Here is a 17,112-nt window from a genome sequence, read left to right as displayed (position 1 = left end):
ATCTCCTTATTGCCGCCCCATCGGGGCGGCTCTCCATATCAGGCGGCTAATGCCGAGTGGTCAGTTTCAGTCTGGTTTTCTTCAATCGCTTTCGGCTGCGGAGCGCATAACCACGCAGGAACCCAGCAACTGTCTTTCAGACGATCTTCGGCAAGCTCGGCAGCATCGCCCTTCTTCATCTTCGCCGCATCGGACGCTGCCCCTTCCATTCCAGCCTCTTTCAGGGATTCGACAATCTGGTCATGCTTAACGCCTTTGAAATATCCGTCTTTGGTTGGATGCCACCAGTCGCGAAAGTTGAAATCGATCGCAGTCTCCAGCGCGTCAAGTTTACTTCGGGAGGTATGACCGTTATCGCGAGTCTGAACACCGTCAACGGAACAGGCCGTACAAAACGCCATAAGAGACATGAGCACGCCACCATCCAGCGAGAAGAACGAGGTTAAATCCTGTCGCCAGCCCTCTGGCAACAGCGCCTCAAGACGCTCACCTTCGGTCCGGATTGCGGTATATGCTTTACCCTCCTTGCCCGACGGTGCATTCATGGTCTGTGAGTAATGACCTACAGTCACGCGAACACCAAATGGATTATCCTGCTCTCCACGCCCCGTAAAGACCTCAGCACACATACGCCATGCCAGCAGCGCCACGGCTTTGGTTGGCTGGTTCATCAACGCTGCCTGAACAGCAAGCGTCCTTTCAGACGACATTTTCAGCAGTTGCGGCGCGGTAACCCCTTCGGTGATATCTTTTTTTATCGAAGTCACCGCAGGTACAGGATCCTCCCCACTTTCCGTTTCTCCGTTCTCTTTTGTCGGAAGGTCTGCAATACGGCAGACACCGCGCTGAATGACCAGTTCGCCATACTGGTAGCTGACCACAACACCCGCAGAGGCTTTCATCCCATCCGTCCAGGCACGTTGTCCTGCTTCTTCCTGCATACGACAGATTTCGGCATCAAGCTCGTCAGCTTCATCACAGGCACTGTCAAACGTACTAAATTTCTCTTTCAGTTCATCCAGACGCGCCTGTTCTTCATCGGTATAGACGGTTTCTGGTTTTTCCAGCAGCAGGTAGTCTTGCACGTCCTGACCATAACGACTTACCGTTTCTGGACGACCCATACTCCACGACCAGCCCTCGCTCAGTTCGTGTTGCAGTGCAATCGTGTCCAGTTTTTCCTGTACAAGGCGCTGAACCAGTACGCTGTCAGCCGTTCCAGCCCCCTCTTCCTTGGAAAACAAATCTTCACGAACCACACCGCCAGCGGTTTCATATGCTTCACGACCCACAAAGAGAAAGGCTGAACTGGTAACAGAAATTTCGGTTTCTGTGATCGCACGTTTTAGTAAATGAGCCTGAACAGATCCCCACTGCGCGTAGACGCTGTCAAACACCTGAACCTGACGTTCCTGACTGGATTCAAGGCACAGAGCCTGACACTGCTCAACAGTGATTTCATCCTGTGCCAGCTTATCCAGCAGTGCTGGGGCAAGGTTTGCCAGTTTCAACATGCGCTGAACATGGCGGGAACCATAGCCCAGACCATCACCAATCTGCGCGGCGGTTTTGCCCTGCGCCGCCAGCTTACCAAAGGCCATAATTTGCTCGGCAGGGTGCATCGCCTCCAGTTCATTGTTCTCAGCGTAAGACGCTTCAACAGCCAACTCGTCACTGACACACTTAACCGGAACCTGATAATCAGCACCAATACGTCCCGTCTCGCACAACAGATTCAGTGCGGTGAGACGTCTACCACCTGCAGCAACTCCGGATTTGCCCTCCGGCAGCACGTGAACCACGAGGTTATGCAGAAGCCCGAGGTTTTCAATCGAGTTAGCCAGACGTTTAACACTGTCAGCGGTGTAAGGGATAGTACGCACGTTCAGCGGAGATTTAATAAGATCGGACAGCGGAACGTATGTGATAACAGCGGAATCAAGCGCGCTTTTCAGTTCTGCGCTGATAACTTTATTCTTCGGGTTGGCCTTTTTGGCTGATTTTGCTTTAACATTTGCTACTGACATCGTTATTTCCTCCATTTTAATGATTGTCGCGTTCTGCGGAGGTGCATCTCCGCAGAACACCTTTCGTTTACTGCTGTACTGCCCTGCCGTGACTTTTCAGGTAGCCGTTCAGTACCTGTCCGGCATCCGGCTGGAAATTCCAGACCCGTTCAATCAACTGCTCATGTTCGTCACGCATAACTAACTGAAAATGCGATGACTGATCGTTTTCTAACGTCACATTGGAGTAATACGCAGACACGTTTTTCGCGTCTTCGCGTGTAAAAGCGCCCAACGGAAGCAGTGGCGCAGGAGCATTGACGACTTCGCCATTCAGCAGCGCCGCCAGCGCATGATCCTCAGCCGTAGGCTGCCGTAATGACTCAGGCTGATTCAGAAAATCCTTCAACGATTTGCACATCACAAAACCCCTCTGGTCTGGTTTTCAGAGGCAAAGCCTCTCCTGCCGTCCTCTTTCTGGTGTTTTCACACACTGCGGAGGACCTTTCCGCGAGAGCGTAACGGGCACGGCCCGGTGAAGCTGTCCAGGATTAGCGGGAAATTTATTCCGGCTCGTCCGGAAAAAATTTGCTGATAAAGCCCCGGCGGTCCTGGCCAGCAAGACGGGTTGTGGCGGTATCAGCGACCGGAAAGGCACTCAGCAGGGAATGAACGCAGAGGAAGTGGCGGGAGAGAGCCGGCAACGTCAACAACGTTGCCCCTTACACCCCGGAACGGGGTGCATCGAGCGCAGGAACGGCGCGACAGGGCGGCGCGACCGGAACGGTCGCTGCAAGCCAGCCTTTGACGTTGCGACAGCCTGGGATGGAAACCCGCTGCCCGAAGGTTTACCGGAGGGCCGGGCAGAGACAGCGCAGCTGGCTCGGTGCGAAGCATGACAGCCCCGGTTCCCGAAGGGAAGTCGCCCGGGTAAACCAGCCCGTGGAAAAAAAGTATCTGAAAGCCCCGGTTTTTATCGTTCTGGTTATGGTTCTGGCCACGCGGTCCACGCCCACGCCCACGCCCACGCCCACGCCCACGCCCACGCCCACGCAGGTCAGCATGTTTCAGAAACGACAGCAGGAAAAGCAGATTTCAGAACTGATTCATTACCGGCTTCACCGGCGGAGGGAATGCGCCGCAGGCGCTTTCCCCTGCCGTCATCCCGCAGGGATGACATGGTTTTCCCGCGCGCGAACAGGCGGCTCATTGGCCGCCTCCGGGACTAATATTTAACTTTTTGCTGGATAAACTGGCCGCCGATAAAAAGTTGCTCGCGACGAGTCAACAAATCACAAATATCGTCAAGGAGCATTGGCGTCGTTATAGGTCTGAGGCCTAATTCCCTGCGGCGTTCGTTTACCAGAGTTTTGTAGTGTTTCAGAATTTTGCGTGTTTCAGGTGTCATTTTCATAGGGAACCTTTTTCCGGCAGGGTTTCCCCTGCCTTATCTGAATTAGCGACGAAAAACATAGCCATCAATGAAGTTGAAAGTGTCGATAAACAAATCACGGGCAAACGCGTCATAGTCAAAGTAGCCGCGCAGGCTCTCAGGGATAGCCGCCAGCAGGCTGTGTTCGTTCACGTAGTCCACAGCAAAATCTTCTTCGCTCACGGCCTCGCCATAGTAGGCGTCTTCGAACGCGTCAAAGTCGCATTCGCCGCTGTATTCGGCCCACGCGATAAATGCCGCGTCCTTACCTACATCCTTCGCCTGTTTGTAGGCATCGATGAAATCCCAGTCCACAGAGCTTTCAGAGGCAAACTGAGAAGGAATGCCTTCCCAGTCCTGAAACATCAGTTCCGGGTCATGCTCATTCGCGTGGAGCGCGTGGCAGGCTTCCAGAAAGTCTTCTTTCTCGTCGAAATCGGTCAAATCAAACCATTTTCCGGCCAGGCTGCCACAGTTGTATTTGTGATAAGTGCCAACGTATACCGCCGGGGTGGTGGTGCTGATAGTGTTCATGGGTGTTCCCTCCATAGTCCAGGTTATCTGAGTACCGGCTTACGCCGTGCCGACACGACAGCCCGACGAAAAGCGGAGGATGCAAGGTCGGAAGCGGAGGCCGCAGCGCAGATAAAGCAGAGGCGGTCTGGACGGTTTTTCTGCGAATTTTTGAGCAGAAAAACAACGGGAAGAACGCCGATAATCATCAAAAATAACTGCGACCGGGTGACGGTGGAGGTGGCGCCAGCCACGTGCCTTGCATACGCAGCGGTCGGGCTAAAGTGAAGGCACGGCGTTAGCCGCAGACCGCACGAAATCTCATCCCGCGCGCGCCCGTAACAGCGTGGAGGTCGCGCTGGTATAGCGGAGCAGCGCGACATCCGATTCCTGTTCAGAACTGCGGGGCAATCTGCCCCGCCCGTCGGTCACGCAGCAATCCGGATTCCGGAGAATGACCGCATCATCGCGTCAATTTCGACGCGGGCCTCGCTGACCGCATCACGTAACCAGCGGCGCTCAAACCATACGCGTGATGGGCTGTCCGGGTGACGCAGCGCGAACGGTACGTCCGTGACACCAACAACGCGACCGCGACATTCGAGACGGATCTGGAGGCGACGAAACGTTTCCTGCCCGTCGAGGACGGCTTTCAGGCGCGCGTCGAGAGTGTCGTTATCCCACTCGGTATCATCGCTTCCGGCTTCCACTTCAATCACGGAGAGCGTGAAGTTGCGCGTCCGGCGGGTAAACACCAGAGGATCAGCAGCAGGACGCAGGGCTTCTGTCAGGCGGTATCCGGCAGCGGCGACACAGCTACAGACATGGTTGATTTCGTCTCGCAGGGCTTTCAGGAGGCACAGGATTTGTTTTACCGACATCCCGGCAGGACAGTTATCGTATTCCAGCGAAATCGTGCCAGCGTGGGCTTTGCGGTGGCCCAGCGAGTTGCGGTAAAGACGAACAATCAGATCGCTCCCGCTAACTAATGGCAGCAGTTCATTCAGTGCGCTATCCGGCATCAGGCCACGCAGCGCAATTTCAGGCAACAGGCGCAGCAGATCGGACGCCCCCAGTTGGCCATAGAAAGCGACGCCTTCCCCACGCGAATAATTCAGGCTGGTATCGATATCCATCGTGGCTGGCCAGCCACGGGCAACCAGCGTGTTACGGGTGTGACGGTGCATAAAGCGATAAGCGGTGGTCATAGTTTTCTCCTTGTCTCGACGCGGCGACTGCTTCGCCGTGCCGATACGACAGCCCGACGATCCGCGGGAAATGCAAGGGCGGAACCGGAGGCCGCAGCGCAGATAAAAGCAGAAACGGTCTGGACGGTTATCGAGCGAAACCTGAGCGAGAGAACGACGGGAAGAACGTTGAAAAACATAAAAAATTTACTGCGACCGGGCGATGGTGGAGATGGCCCGGCCATGTCCCTTGCATTAACCGCAGTCGGGCTATAGTGGAGGCACGGCGTTGACACCCGCCGCGACACCGGCGCGGCATAAAAAGCGGAGTCCACGACATCCTTATGGCTGATTTGGCGGGCTGACAATGCAGCCCGGCCACGGTTAGCGGGTGAATTCGTCCCAGTGTTCGTTGAACTGATTCTGAACCCGCGGGCTTGTCAGATCACCGGTAACAACCCAGGCATCCAGGAATTTAAGCTCCTGCAGGATAGAACTTTCAACATCATCAAGCAGTGTGATGCTGTTAAACCAGACCGACTTTCCGGAACGATAAGCCCATCGGCAGCCATCACTCTCTTCCAGGCATTCCTGCCACCAGGTTCTCCCCATATAAACAACCCCGGCTTCCGCCAGCGCCAGACTCTCCGCCTGGATCAGGAAATATGCCGGAAACTCAAGATCAGAAACTTCGATATCGACGCCAATCAACCAGGTATTCATTATTTCTTTGCCTCTTCAATCGCCCACTGCAGGTGATCCCAGTTGAAACCGATATTGGCATCATGGCATTCATCAGCGAGTGCCATCGCAGCCTCAATCGTCTCGTTGTCCAGCGTGTTATCGAGCGAAAGGAAATCGTCGGCCAGCCAGAACGTCCCTGTACAAAGTGCATCCAGAGGATGTTGCTGCAATCTGGCAATCATCCCCGATACAGTCATTTCACGACGCCACAGACCAGGTGTCGGGAAAACTGCGTTGGCCACATCAAACCACTCCCAGTCTCCTGGCGGTACCGGCCATTTCACCATTTCGGTCTGAACGCCTGGTAGCCGGGACAGACGCTCAAGGATCTCCCCCAGGGAAAACTTATGGCCACTTACATCGTCACTGGCCAGACAGTGGCCATTGAGAAACACCGCATGCTGGCCATCATCCAGCGTAATACACGTCAGCTTAAACATATTTCCCTCCTTAACCCGGCACCCATCTGCGCCGTGCCGACACGACAGCCCGACGATCAGTGGTTAATGCAAGGGCGCCAGCAAGGCCGGTAGCCGGTAATAGCAGAGGCGTTCCGGACGGGTTTTCCGTGAAAATTGAGCGGAAAACCGACGGAAGGAACGACGATAAGACGTTAAATCACAGGCGGCCGGGTGCAGCTGGCGGCGCAGCTTCCCTTGCATTCACCACAGTCGGGCTATAGTGAAGGCACGGCGCACCCATGCCTGAAGATGGGATAACCAGACGCTGCCGGTTCAATACCGGCAGTGGATGGCTGGGGAGAGATGATGAGCCCCGGTTTCCCGGGGACGTCTTCAGGAAAAGCTGGAGGTTAATTCCCGATCGTGGATGATACGCTGGCGTACCTCGTCAGCCAGAGCATGAAGCGCTTTCAGCGGTAGCCAATGGCGTACTGGCGCTCCCGGACGAATAATGCAAATGCCGGCGCTGCGGTCACCTTCGCGGACCATATCAAAATCACGGTAAATCGCGAGGCCAACGGCAACAACTGCGGCCCCGTGGTGAAAAATTTCTGTCAGCCATAGTTGCTGTTGTTCAGCATCCGGGCGCATCAGCGGCGGCATATCATTCCACGCTTCACCAAAAACCCAGAAGTGGCGTGTCTGGCGCTCAAAAATATTAATCCCTTCATACTGGGCTCCGGTCATGTCGTTAATAATGCCGGCATCAATGAAGATCTGACGGCACAGGACCATCAAATCGGCTTCAATCGCTTCAGTCAGGCCAATACAGATCGGGTTCGCCTCCTCAAAATCAACCCGAACACAAGGATCACCTTTCAGGATTTCGCCGCTGACGCTTGCACACAGGTTGAGATCACTGCACATCTGCTGCAGGCCATGGACCGCACGGGTATCAAGATGGCCACGTGAAGCAATCGCCGGCAGCATCGCCATAATAGATTCGGTAGTGACATGGCCCGAAATAGTGAAGCAATAACAGTTTGCATCAGGCTGGACAACGACTGACGACGGCCAGTTGTTTTCTGACAGGATCTGACGGCTGCGGGTTGGTGCAAGAGTCATATAAAGATTCATAGGGTACTCCTTCGTTTGATTTACCGGGCTTCTTCTGCCGTAGCTTTTACGTACGGGAGGATATCTCCCGCCATAAGCGACAGGCGGCAACGTGCCATCAGGCAAAAATCAAGTTCCGGAGGCAAAGCCGCAGCGCAAGCGACCAGAGGGAGTGCGAACGGGTGCAGCAGCAGGCGACTTTATTTTTGCCGGCACGGTGCAACTGTTTAAGCGATGGCTGGAGATAATCTGACTGCAATAGAGCAGCAAAGTGACTTCATTGGATATACCCACATCGTTATCCCCCGATTCTGTGGATAAGTAACCCAGCTCTCAACGAGTGCAAGGTACCACATCACCGGTGGAGTTTTTCCAGGAACTACAGAGGGTTAAAGGCAGCAAAAAATCAATACTTGAAAGTGTCTTCAATAAGGCAATAATACTGTATATGCAAACAGTGTTATTTGAGGTGGTTATGTTTGAGTTTATACGTGCTGACAGCAATCCAGAGTTGACGCCCATCCCTCTCTATAGCGATCGCTGCCAGGCTGGGTTTCCCTCACCGGCCCAGGACTACGTGGAGGCCGAATTAGACCTGAACCAGTACTGTATATCGCGGCCCAGCTCAACCTACTTTGTACGAGCTATCGGCAACTCGATGACCGACATCGGCCTGCATTCGGGCGACTTGATGATCGTCGATAAAGCCGAACAGGCTCAGCACGGAGACATCGTCATAGCTGAGATAGAGGGAGAGTTCACGGTTAAGAGATTGCTGCTGAGGCCACGGCCTGGACTGCAGGCGATGAACCCAGCCTACCCAACTCTATGGCCAGACCCGGAGAACCTGCAGATCTTCGGTGTCGTGACGGCATTTGTGCACAAAACCCGGGGACATGATTGATGTTCGCCCTGGCTGATGTGAACAGCTTTTATGCGAGTTGTGAGAAGGTCTTTCGTCCTGACTTACGTGATAGACCAGTGGTTGTTCTTAGCAATAACGATGGTTGTGTTATAGCCAGATCTAAGGAAGCGAAGCGGCTTGGAATCAAAATGGGGATCCCCTGGTTTCAGCTAAAAGCAATGCAGTTCCCGGAGAAAGTCCTAACGTTTTCCAGTAATTATGAGCTGTACGCAAGTCTGAGCAACCGGGTCATGGCACATCTGGAAGAATTGGCGCCCCGCGTTGAGCAGTATAGTATCGACGAAATGTTCCTGGATATTCGCGGCATCGATGGCTGTACTGACTTTGAAGATTTCGGACGGCAGCTGCGCGAGCACGTCCTAAGAGGAACCGGACTGACAATTGGTGTCGGGATGGGACCGACAAAAACTTTAGCAAAATCAGCACAATGGGCTTCTAAGGAGTGGCCGCAATTTGGGGGCGTGCTGGCCCTGACTACTGGCAATCTCCGTAGGACAGAGAAACTGCTCTCACTGCAGCCAGTGGAGGAAATCTGGGGGGTTGGTCGCCGCATAGGCAAAAAGCTGAATACATACGGCGTGACAACTGCGCTGCAGCTGGCGCGCATGAACCCTGCCTTTGTACGCAAGAACTTTACCGTGGTGCTGGAGCGGACAGTACGCGAGCTGAACGGTGAGGCCTGTATATCTCTTGAAGAGGCACCGCCCGCAAAGCAGCAGATTGTCTGCAGCCGATCATTCGGAGAGCGCATCACGACTTACGAAGCGTTGCGACAGGCTATCTGCCAGTACGCCGAACGCGCGGCTGAAAAATTGCGGGGAGAACATCAGTTCTGCCGGCACATATCGGTCTTTATCAAAACCTCCCCTTTCGCAGTCAACGAAGCTTATTACGGCAACGTGGCCAGTGAAAAGCTTCTAGTGCCTACACGCGACACCCGAGACATCATTAATGCCTCAGTAAAAGCCCTGGACTGTATCTGGCTCGACGGGCATCGATATGCAAAGGCTGGAGTAATGCTGAATGACTTCACCCCTACGGGAGTAGCACAGTTAAATCTTTTCGATGACGTTAAGCCGCGGGAATGTAGCGAGGAGCTAATGAAAGCCCTGGATGGCATAAACCATTCAGGGCTCGGGAGGGTATGGTTTGCTGGGCGCGGAATAGCGCCGGACTGGCAGATGAAAAGAGAAATGCTGTCGCCGGCATACACAACTAAATGGACTGATATACCGTGCGCCTCAATTTGAGTATCAGAGAAAGCTCTTCATTTTTTCTCGGGCTTCTTCCAGTCGCTGCTGCTCATCATCCTCTACGACTTCGGGCTTGATTGCAGGGGTAAACTGCCCAGCTCCCAGTTCCTGAAGCACTGAGCGAATATCAGCCTGCGTAGGTTTCCATCCGGTGGTCTGGCTGAGCAGCCCGGTCAACTGGTCAGCTGTAAACTCCTTGTTCAGCATCGCGGCCAGAAGCGCGGGTAATCTAGGATCCAGTTGCTGCAGAGCCATTCCGGAAATAAACGCATTCCGGAACAACTCGCCCCGGGTAGAACGGGGAACGGCTTCAATGACTTCCAGAGCCTGTCTGTCTGCATCCTTCTCAGGATGCAGATATAACGTGAATTTTTTCCGTTCCTCACTCACTTCATTACTCCCCTTTAAATACGGCGATCGCTTCTACCAGTGCGGTCTGTGGAGAGGCCATCATAACCACTTTCGGGCCCAGATGTTGCCATGCCGCCTGGACTGCCGTTTCGATAAGCGGTGCACCACCACCGACAATATAAACCCGGTTTACATGACGGAAATCGGCAAGGTCATCCACCACCCGAGCCCCCAGACTGGCGATTGCGCTTTCAATGGTATCCATCACCAGTGGGATTTTGCTCTCGTCATTAATCACCTGACGGACAAAATCCATATCGTGGCGGTGTTTTATCAATTCATCAGCCACCATGGCACTGGTATCACTTGAAGCCATACGAAGCGCACTGAGGGCACTCTGAGTGACCATTGACACACCAATATCCGAATTACCATGAATGGCACTGACCGCATCAAACTGCCCGACAATGACGCCAACATCTAGAGTCGTCCCGCCAAGGTCGATTACCAGCGATTTCTCGTAAGGCCCGACACTGTCTTTTACCAGACGGGTAAACACGGCAGGCAGGGATTCCGGCATAACTTCAACGTGTTCAATACTGAACGTCTCACCTTTATTCAGTTTTACCGGCCGCATAAGGTTGTCGATCTTGCGCTGAATGTTGAGCTCATTCTTCTGGCATTCTTTTGTATAGAACTCACTGATAGGCAGTGTCACCGTCAGTGAAACAGCCTGTGGCTTCAGCCCGCTGTTAAGTAATGCATGATGTACAGCCAGAACATTCACATCCGTGTACTGATACTCAATATGAGTCGTCAGGATGGACTGATTGCTGACTTCATCATAGGTGTACTTCTTGCCATCGAGCTCATAGTTAAAAGTCTGTCGATTTCCCAGCCCCTCTACCTTCCAGCCGGTACGGAACGAGTTCGCAGATACTGACGTCTGCAGCTTTTTCCCGGCATACCAGGCAAGTTTTACGTTTGTTGATCCGTCGTCACAGAAAATATTCATTGTCATTCCTTAGCCCAGATATCGATAACACTCAAAGTGAGTATTAACAATTATTCTCACGGCAGTGCAACTACTCACTTTGAGTCCCTTCGAACATGATAATATCAAAACAAACTCATAATCAAATCATTTGAACATCGAAAACACATTATTTTAATATTACTTTAATATCATACTGAGTTGAGGTAACTTTCACCAAAAAGCATCGCTATCGGTTGACATGACAGCCAAAAAAACTATCATCATGATATTGTTTTAATATTAAAAAGGGATTGCAATGATACTTACGATAGCTAACACAAAAGGTGGCGTAGGTAAGTCTACGCTCGCGGTCAACATTGCCGTAAAAAGAGCCCTTCAGGGGAAAAAAGTTTGGTTAGTCGATGGTGATAAACAGGGTTCGTCGCAAACAGCTATTTTGGTTCGTTCAGAGGACGGTGTTGAGCCAGGTATTGCTTGCTCGCATTACCCTGAAGGTCCGGTATTAAGGAGCCAGGTTTTACAACAGAAAGATAACTTTGACGATATCATCATCGAATGTGGGGGCCGAGACTCCACTGCTATGAGGGCAGCTCTGACAATCACAGACGTCCTTTTAGTCCCTTCAGCACCGGGAAGTTTCGAAGCTTGGGCTATGGATGCCAACGCCGAACTAATCAAAGAAGCGCGGAGCATAAGAGATGGGTTGGTCTGCTATTCGCTTTTGAACAAAGCAGATACTCAAGCCAGATCCTCCTACAACAGAGATATGCTGGAAATGATGGAAGAGTACAAAGAGGACATCCCAATCCTCGACAAAGTCATCTATCAAAGAAAAGTCTACGCCAATGCTGCAGGCAGTGGAAGGACCGTGAGTGAACTGAAATTACGTTCGCATGAAAAGATTGCAGTGCAAGAGCTAGATACTCTCATATCAACACTATTTGAATAGTTAAATGCAATCAAAATAATATTAAAGTAATGTATAGGTGATATGAAATGGCGCTCCAAAAAAAACCCAAAAACCAGCAATCTGTTTCAAATAATGAGGCAGTAGAAAACTTCATAAACTCAGCCCCCGATGCAAAACTCCCCGCGTCGAAGGGAGTTGTTAAAGGTAAAAAACAGCAGATCACAATCACGATGGACCCTGAACTGATTAAGCGTATAGATGAAGCAGCTGCAGAGAACGGGCAATCGCGCGCTGCTTTCATTAATATGTCATGCATAAACATACTGGACTATGGTTTGCAAATTGCTGGCAAGAAGAAAATCAGCGACTAAAAACATTAAAACACAATGAAAGCAATTTCAATTTGATGTTGTTTTAATATTAAAACAACATCAAATCAATCTTTTCTGAATCTTACTGCTATCTTAGATTTTTTTTATCATCGCAACAGCCTCAGCCCCGGACATCTGAAACTGTACCCGGTGCCGTGCCGCCACATCGAGTGCAAACACCTTCGTGTAGACCTCCGTTGAACTGATACTCTTATGCCCCATCAGACTCTGCAGCACCTTCAGCGGAATACCGTTGTACAGCATATGCATGGCATAGGAATGCCGAAAAGTATGTGGAGTCACCGCTACCGAGAATGTCACACCGTCGGCCGCAGCGGATTCAACCGCTTCACTCAGCCAGGTTCTGACGGTGCGGTCCGTAATTTCCCAGATGCGTGCTTTCTCTGTTCTGCCAGTACGTTTATTTCGGCGCTCGAGGGGAATTTTCAGCGTGGCCACCATCATCTCCAGCTGACTGACGTACTGTTTATCTGACAGCGGCACCAGGCGATGAGCCTGGCTGCCAGCAGGCATTCTTCCTGCTGTTCTGGCCGCCTTTTCTGCCCGCTGTTTCAGGGTGGCCAGCTGCACAAACGGGTAGGGTGGCGCCAGCGAAAAATCACTCCGGGTCAGCGCCAGCGCTTCGTTAATGCGCGCGCCGGTATTCCACAGCGTGGCCAGCAACATCTTGCGGTGCAGATCGGGGACATAATGGAGTAGGGCGCTTACTTCCGGCGCCAGCAGATACTTCGGCAGTTCGTCCTGGACGATCGCCATCTGACGCAGGGCCAGAGCCGCCGGGTAATCGATGGCCACAGGTAGCTGTGCTGCAGGAACATTGGTTTGAGTGACCGGCATGAGATGACTCATTGCTTTAACACCCCGGAAAATCTGAAGGGCCGATAATAAACATCACCAGGCCGTCGCGGCAACGTTCAAGCTCCGCCTCACTGGCAGAAGAAGACAGCCTGTGCAGGTTCGCGGGGGTCGCGTCCAGAGGATATAAATCCTGGCTGAACAGCGACAGATTATCTTCACTGCATGTGAGACCTGCCGCTCCCAGATACCGGGAATAATCAGACAGTATGGACCGGCGTTCTGCTTCAGGCAGTGACTCAAAATACCCCAGATACTCATCAGTAAAAGCAGAATCGGCGATCCCCCTGACCACGCCGGCCATTTCCTGACAGATATCCAGCTGCAGCACCGCCGCAGGGAAGATATCCTCCCGGTGTCCGCCACAGGATGCGGAGGCCAGCCGCCACTGACGGTTGGTGCTGACCGGTACTGTCCGAGTCGACGCAAGCACCAGGACCGGCAGTTTACCCGTCCACGTTTCAAAAGGTTCGTCAAAATAATCAGCAGGAATATCGGCAAGAGCCATTCCATCCCATGTTGACACTGTCATGTTGCTCCTCGTTATAGTTTATATGCGGCGGGTAACCAACCGGGAGCCGGCGGCAGCGGAGAACAATTCCAGGGATGTTGCGCTGCCAGTTCCTGAATATCGTCGTCATACAGCCCAGTCCCGCCAAAATCAAACGCCGGCCAGCGCTGGCAGGCATAGCAGTAGGCCAGAAAACCCTCATCCCGCTTCCGGGTCAGCCAGTACACCCAACTGATGGCGTAAATGTCCTGCGAGTAAGCCCCCCAGGCCACAAAAAACGCAAAGCGGGTCCAGTGGGCCAGTTCGGGGTAAAGTGGACGCATGGCAGCCAGTTCATTCAGCGTCTGCTGGTCAAGACTGAAATCCTGCTCTTCCGTGTCGGTAACAAATGTCTCCAGATCAAACTTAAACTTTTCCATCCAGTGTTCCTTTATTATTGAGAAATCCCGCCTTACCCTCTGTTAATGCTTCTATCTGAAGCTTGCCCAGAAGTCAGGCCGAATGTCATACAGCATTGTGTCACCAACATCAGCCAGCTTTTCATCAAATTCCCCCTTATCGGGAAGACAACCATCCTTGACATCAGAAACGTCGCTTAACTCTCTTAGATGCCAGAATTCGCAGTCTGGCTCCTGGATAGCAATAACAAAACCGTATGAATTCACCAGGTAACGCGGATTAACCGGATATTCTAAATCCCTAATCCATAATGGAGTGCTGTTTGGGATACCAAGAGCCATTCTTATTTCCAGTAATGTCCTGTTACCAGTTCGACCAGCAGTACATCGTTTACACATAAAATAGTCACTCAGAGTAATTATTACGGGCGGCAGATCTGTCTGCGCACAACCCTGCGTCTGTCACCCGGATGATTTTCCCCTGCCGTCATCATTTATAAGAGGATAATGAGCAGGCATATAGCCACGCCGTTAAATTACCGGATGGCCGTTTCGGTGTGATCCGATTTATTGCGTATTTAACAGTTTCCGGAAGTGTACCACGCACACGAAATAAGCAAAGCGGCAATATCTGCCCCTGCGCGACGGATCACGGGGAAGGGGATAAACACAACATATAGAAGAAAACGCAGCTGATGGCATGGCACATGTTGTGTTTCTGCGCCGCTGCGCGCCGGAGGCCGGAGAGAAGATCCGGAACAGCCAGAAATCGGATCTGCCCGGCGGAAAACACGCAAAGGATATGATAGTAGGCAATTCACATTAAATCATACTGGATATGATATTTATCATTAATCGCAAAATCATATCTGATATGATTATTACACACAGAGTGGAAAATCATTCATGATATGATTTTTTACTCAAGCGACATTTTCAGACGGAGCGTGCAGGATGGATGAGAAAGAAGTGAATTTTTCACTCAGCTATGAGCAACTGACCCGGATAGCGGAAGAACGTATCCGTGAATTCGAGCTGGACAGCCAGGGCGCCAAATACATCAGCGAATCGAGTAAGGCCAGCACCCTTCTGGGATTCTGGTATGAACTGGCCATTACTGGTGCGCCAATGAAAAATTACGAACAAACCAAAGCGCTCATCGACGCCGATCATCAGCGTCTCAGAAAGCTCATCTGGCCAGAGACGGATAAGTAATGACTAAGACACGCCGACCATCGCCGCTGCAGCGGCGGGTGCTGATTGTGCTGGCCGCCCTCGATGCGAAACGTCCGGGACCGGTGGCCACGCGGGATATTGAGCGGATGCTGGAGCAGGGCGGGGACGCCCCGGTGTACGGGCCGAACCTGCGCGCCTCCTGCCGGCGTATGGAGGCCGCAGGCTGGCTGCGCACCCTGCGCGCCCCGAACCTGCAGCTGGCCGTCGAGCTGACGGACGCCGGCCGTGCGCTGGCCGCTCCGCTTCTGGCTGACGAACAGGCGCGTGTCCTGGCGGAGCAACGCACGACGGAGATCCGGGTTCTGCCCCTGGTCCGGATAAAGCCGGTATACGAGTCTGACAGGTTCGGTGACGACCGGCCGGTGGAGCTGGACGGTCGCTGGCACCTGGCGTGCCGGGGCGACTACGTTATCCGTCTCGACGGCACCACCTGCCTGCAGCTGTGGAACACGGCCGGGCAAGTGATGCGACAGGAAGGCGACCCCCTGCAGGTGGCTGAGTGGTTACAGGCCTGTCACGATGCCGGCATTGATATCCGCCTGCAGATCAACGAAAGCACCGCGCCGGAACAGGGTACACCTTCACTGAAAGGGGCTGAGTTTCCCGGCGGGCAGGCTGCAGACACGACGGAAACCTGGTACCGGTACCTGCTGAGGGCACTGCGACAATACGATGTGCAGGGGCTGTCCGCCACAAACCCGGAGCACCTTAACGCAGTGAAGCCCGGCAGGCGTAATAAGGAACAACCGCTACAGGAACGTTTTCTGGCACTGGCGAAAACGGTGGAAGGGACCCCTGGTGCCCTTCGTTCGGATCGGTATGAAGAGGATGCCGGCCCGCTGCTGACAGAGTTGCTGGACGGATTCGGGTTCACGCCGGACCAGGCTTCCCGCCTCATCCGCCTTATCCGCTGGCCGCTGATGAGTCAGGAAGAATATGACCGGCGCGAGCTGAACAGCCTGCTGGATGAACTGGAACAGCGACAGCTGTACTGCAACCGCGAGCAGCTGACTGAGATTGTGTTTTCACCGGTCCGCCAACCCGGCGAGCGCTGGACTGACCGTCTGCAGTGGCTCCTGATTACGGACGGATTCGGGTTCTGCAGTCCGCTGTCCCGTGACGCAGGCGCCCGGGCGTTGGCGATCCTGGCCGGCTACACGGGGCAGGAGGTGGCGGAACATCTGGCCACGGTGATCGTCTGGAACAACCACAGCGCGGGGACGCCGTCATGAGCACAGGCAACGTCCATTTGATTGTAACCTGCACGCGCCGCAAAACCGTGCCTGCAGGTGATGCGGTCTTTCCGGATGAACGTGACGTGGAGAGAGCTTACGGGCTCTGGATGGAAAGACTGGCGCAGGCCCGTCGCGGATCGCCCCCCATGACCGCCGGCGAACTGTATACGGGCCAGCACTGGTGCAGGGCAGTTGCAGCTGCGGCGCGAAACGGTGCCGAAATGTGGGTGATTTCAGCTGGCCTGGGGCTACTACATGCCTCTGATCCCGTGGTCCCGTATGAGGCGACATTTTCCTCGATGCCGTTCTGCCATCGCACTCACTGGGAACGACTGACAACACGTCCACTTTCGGAACGACGGTGTACCTCCCTGAAAATGCTGATGCAGACAAGGCCTGACGATCGGTTTGTAGTGGCGGCCTCCCCAGTATACCTGCGTGCCGTGGAATCAGACCTTCTCGCGGGAAGGTACACGCTACGAGCACCTGAACAGTTGACGGTTGTCACCTCAAAAGGCTATCAGGGGTCGTCTCAGAATTCGGAAAATAAAGCACGCTAAGGCGTAGTCACCCCGTGACTCCCCCGCGCCGATGCAGCGAGCTTCGTTCCGTCTTGCAGTGACGCAATCAGCGGGCAGGAAACGTTCCCT

21 protein-coding genes are annotated in these 17,112 nt (G+C 53.3%); 7 read left to right on the top strand and 14 right to left on the bottom strand.

Annotated features, from left to right (window positions below):
* Window positions 1-38: 38 nt before the first annotated feature.
* From OOJ59_RS26300 to OOJ59_RS26265, 8 genes are all read right to left on the bottom strand, one after another.
* The gene (locus tag OOJ59_RS26300; protein ID WP_099530128.1) at window positions 39-2,027 is read right to left on the bottom strand and encodes a ParB/RepB/Spo0J family partition protein; all 1,989 of its coding nucleotides are present in this window, start codon (window positions 2,025-2,027) and stop codon (window positions 39-41) included.
* A 67-nt stretch (window positions 2,028-2,094) separates the two neighbouring features.
* The gene (locus tag OOJ59_RS26295; RefSeq protein ID WP_077223967.1) at window positions 2,095-2,427 is read right to left on the bottom strand and encodes a DUF905 family protein; all 333 of its coding nucleotides are present in this window, start codon (window positions 2,425-2,427) and stop codon (window positions 2,095-2,097) included.
* Window positions 2,428-3,231: 804 nt separating this feature from the next.
* On the bottom strand, window positions 3,232-3,420 hold the full coding sequence (locus OOJ59_RS26290) for a hypothetical protein (RefSeq protein WP_048227667.1): 189 nt from the start codon (window positions 3,418-3,420) through the stop codon (window positions 3,232-3,234).
* 42 nt (window positions 3,421-3,462) lie between these two features.
* Entirely contained in the window at window positions 3,463-3,972 is a 510-nt protein-coding gene (locus OOJ59_RS26285; RefSeq protein WP_053389743.1) for an antirestriction protein ArdA, read from the bottom strand.
* A 407-nt stretch (window positions 3,973-4,379) separates the two neighbouring features.
* Window positions 4,380-5,159: a hypothetical protein gene (locus OOJ59_RS26280; protein WP_145996429.1), complete on the bottom strand. Its 780-nt coding sequence runs from the start codon at window positions 5,157-5,159 to the stop codon at window positions 4,380-4,382.
* 363 nt (window positions 5,160-5,522) lie between these two features.
* Window positions 5,523-5,861 carry a hypothetical protein gene (locus OOJ59_RS26275; protein ID WP_053389741.1) on the bottom strand — a complete coding sequence of 113 codons (339 nt, stop codon included), beginning with the start codon at window positions 5,859-5,861 and terminating at the stop codon, window positions 5,523-5,525.
* The gene (locus OOJ59_RS26270) at window positions 5,861-6,322 is read right to left on the bottom strand and encodes a hypothetical protein (RefSeq protein ID WP_072206635.1); all 462 of its coding nucleotides are present in this window, start codon (window positions 6,320-6,322) and stop codon (window positions 5,861-5,863) included. Before OOJ59_RS26270 ends, OOJ59_RS26275 begins: the two co-directional genes overlap by 1 nt.
* A 354-nt stretch (window positions 6,323-6,676) precedes the next feature.
* Complete coding sequence (locus OOJ59_RS26265) at window positions 6,677-7,420, bottom strand: hypothetical protein (protein ID WP_053389740.1); 744 nt, start codon at window positions 7,418-7,420, stop codon at window positions 6,677-6,679.
* Window positions 7,421-7,874: 454 nt separating this feature from the next.
* On the opposite strand from OOJ59_RS26265, the gene umuD reads away from it, so the two are divergent.
* Together umuD and OOJ59_RS26255 are read left to right on the top strand one after the other, a co-directional pair.
* Window positions 7,875-8,303: a translesion error-prone DNA polymerase V autoproteolytic subunit gene (gene umuD, locus OOJ59_RS26260; RefSeq protein WP_048227699.1), complete on the top strand. Its 429-nt coding sequence runs from the start codon at window positions 7,875-7,877 to the stop codon at window positions 8,301-8,303.
* Window positions 8,303-9,574, top strand: a complete 1,272-nt coding sequence (locus OOJ59_RS26255; protein WP_053389739.1) for a Y-family DNA polymerase — start codon at window positions 8,303-8,305, stop codon at window positions 9,572-9,574. The genes umuD and OOJ59_RS26255 overlap by 1 nt, the downstream gene beginning before the upstream one ends.
* Window positions 9,575-9,577: 3 nt before the next feature.
* On the opposite strand, the gene OOJ59_RS26250 is transcribed toward OOJ59_RS26255, so the two are convergent.
* On the bottom strand, window positions 9,578-9,901 hold the full coding sequence (locus tag OOJ59_RS26250) for a plasmid partitioning/stability family protein (protein WP_232926361.1): 324 nt from the start codon (window positions 9,899-9,901) through the stop codon (window positions 9,578-9,580).
* 70 nt (window positions 9,902-9,971) lie between these two features.
* Window positions 9,972-10,943, bottom strand: a complete 972-nt coding sequence (gene parM, locus OOJ59_RS26245; protein WP_048227674.1) for a plasmid segregation protein ParM domain-containing protein — start codon at window positions 10,941-10,943, stop codon at window positions 9,972-9,974.
* 277 nt (window positions 10,944-11,220) lie between these two features.
* Between parM and OOJ59_RS26240 the strand changes: the two genes are divergently transcribed.
* Together OOJ59_RS26240 and OOJ59_RS26235 are read left to right on the top strand one after the other, a co-directional pair.
* A complete protein-coding gene (locus OOJ59_RS26240) occupies window positions 11,221-11,874 on the top strand; it encodes an AAA family ATPase (RefSeq protein WP_048227675.1) in 654 nt (217 codons plus the stop codon).
* 47 nt (window positions 11,875-11,921) lie between these two features.
* On the top strand, window positions 11,922-12,206 hold the full coding sequence (locus OOJ59_RS26235) for a ribbon-helix-helix protein, CopG family (protein WP_053389737.1): 285 nt from the start codon (window positions 11,922-11,924) through the stop codon (window positions 12,204-12,206).
* A 93-nt stretch (window positions 12,207-12,299) separates the two neighbouring features.
* On the opposite strand, the gene OOJ59_RS26230 is transcribed toward OOJ59_RS26235, so the two are convergent.
* From OOJ59_RS26230 to OOJ59_RS26215, 4 genes are read right to left on the bottom strand one after another with little or no spacing between them, the layout of a single operon-like run.
* A complete protein-coding gene (locus tag OOJ59_RS26230; protein ID WP_053389736.1) occupies window positions 12,300-13,076 on the bottom strand; it encodes a site-specific integrase in 777 nt (258 codons plus the stop codon).
* A 4-nt stretch (window positions 13,077-13,080) separates the two neighbouring features.
* Window positions 13,081-13,614, bottom strand: coding sequence for a hypothetical protein (locus tag OOJ59_RS26225; RefSeq protein WP_069325153.1), 534 nt, complete (start codon window positions 13,612-13,614; stop codon window positions 13,081-13,083).
* An 11-nt stretch (window positions 13,615-13,625) separates the two neighbouring features.
* Window positions 13,626-14,012, bottom strand: coding sequence for a hypothetical protein (locus OOJ59_RS26220; RefSeq protein ID WP_053389734.1), 387 nt, complete (start codon window positions 14,010-14,012; stop codon window positions 13,626-13,628).
* A 51-nt stretch (window positions 14,013-14,063) separates the two neighbouring features.
* Window positions 14,064-14,333 (bottom strand): hypothetical protein, encoded by a 270-nt coding sequence (locus OOJ59_RS26215; protein WP_053389733.1) that lies wholly within the window; start codon window positions 14,331-14,333, stop codon window positions 14,064-14,066.
* Between the two features lie 612 nt (window positions 14,334-14,945).
* Between OOJ59_RS26215 and OOJ59_RS26210 the strand changes: the two genes are divergently transcribed.
* The 3 genes from OOJ59_RS26210 to OOJ59_RS28305 are packed head-to-tail and all read left to right on the top strand — an operon-like array spanning window position 14,946 to window position 17,022.
* The gene (locus OOJ59_RS26210; RefSeq protein WP_099530132.1) at window positions 14,946-15,206 is read left to right on the top strand and encodes a hypothetical protein; all 261 of its coding nucleotides are present in this window, start codon (window positions 14,946-14,948) and stop codon (window positions 15,204-15,206) included.
* A complete protein-coding gene (locus OOJ59_RS26205) occupies window positions 15,206-16,459 on the top strand; it encodes a hypothetical protein (protein ID WP_053389731.1) in 1,254 nt (417 codons plus the stop codon). The genes OOJ59_RS26210 and OOJ59_RS26205 overlap by 1 nt, the downstream gene beginning before the upstream one ends.
* Complete coding sequence (locus OOJ59_RS28305; protein WP_099530134.1) at window positions 16,456-17,022, top strand: DUF6884 domain-containing protein; 567 nt, start codon at window positions 16,456-16,458, stop codon at window positions 17,020-17,022. The genes OOJ59_RS26205 and OOJ59_RS28305 overlap by 4 nt, the downstream gene beginning before the upstream one ends.
* The last annotated feature ends 90 nt before the right edge of the window (window positions 17,023-17,112 follow it).

The organism is Citrobacter sp. W9 (assembly GCF_026719375.1).
GTDB classification, from domain to species: Bacteria; Pseudomonadota; Gammaproteobacteria; order Enterobacterales; family Enterobacteriaceae; genus Citrobacter; species Citrobacter werkmanii.
This window is presented reverse-complemented; position numbering and strand designations above follow the sequence as displayed.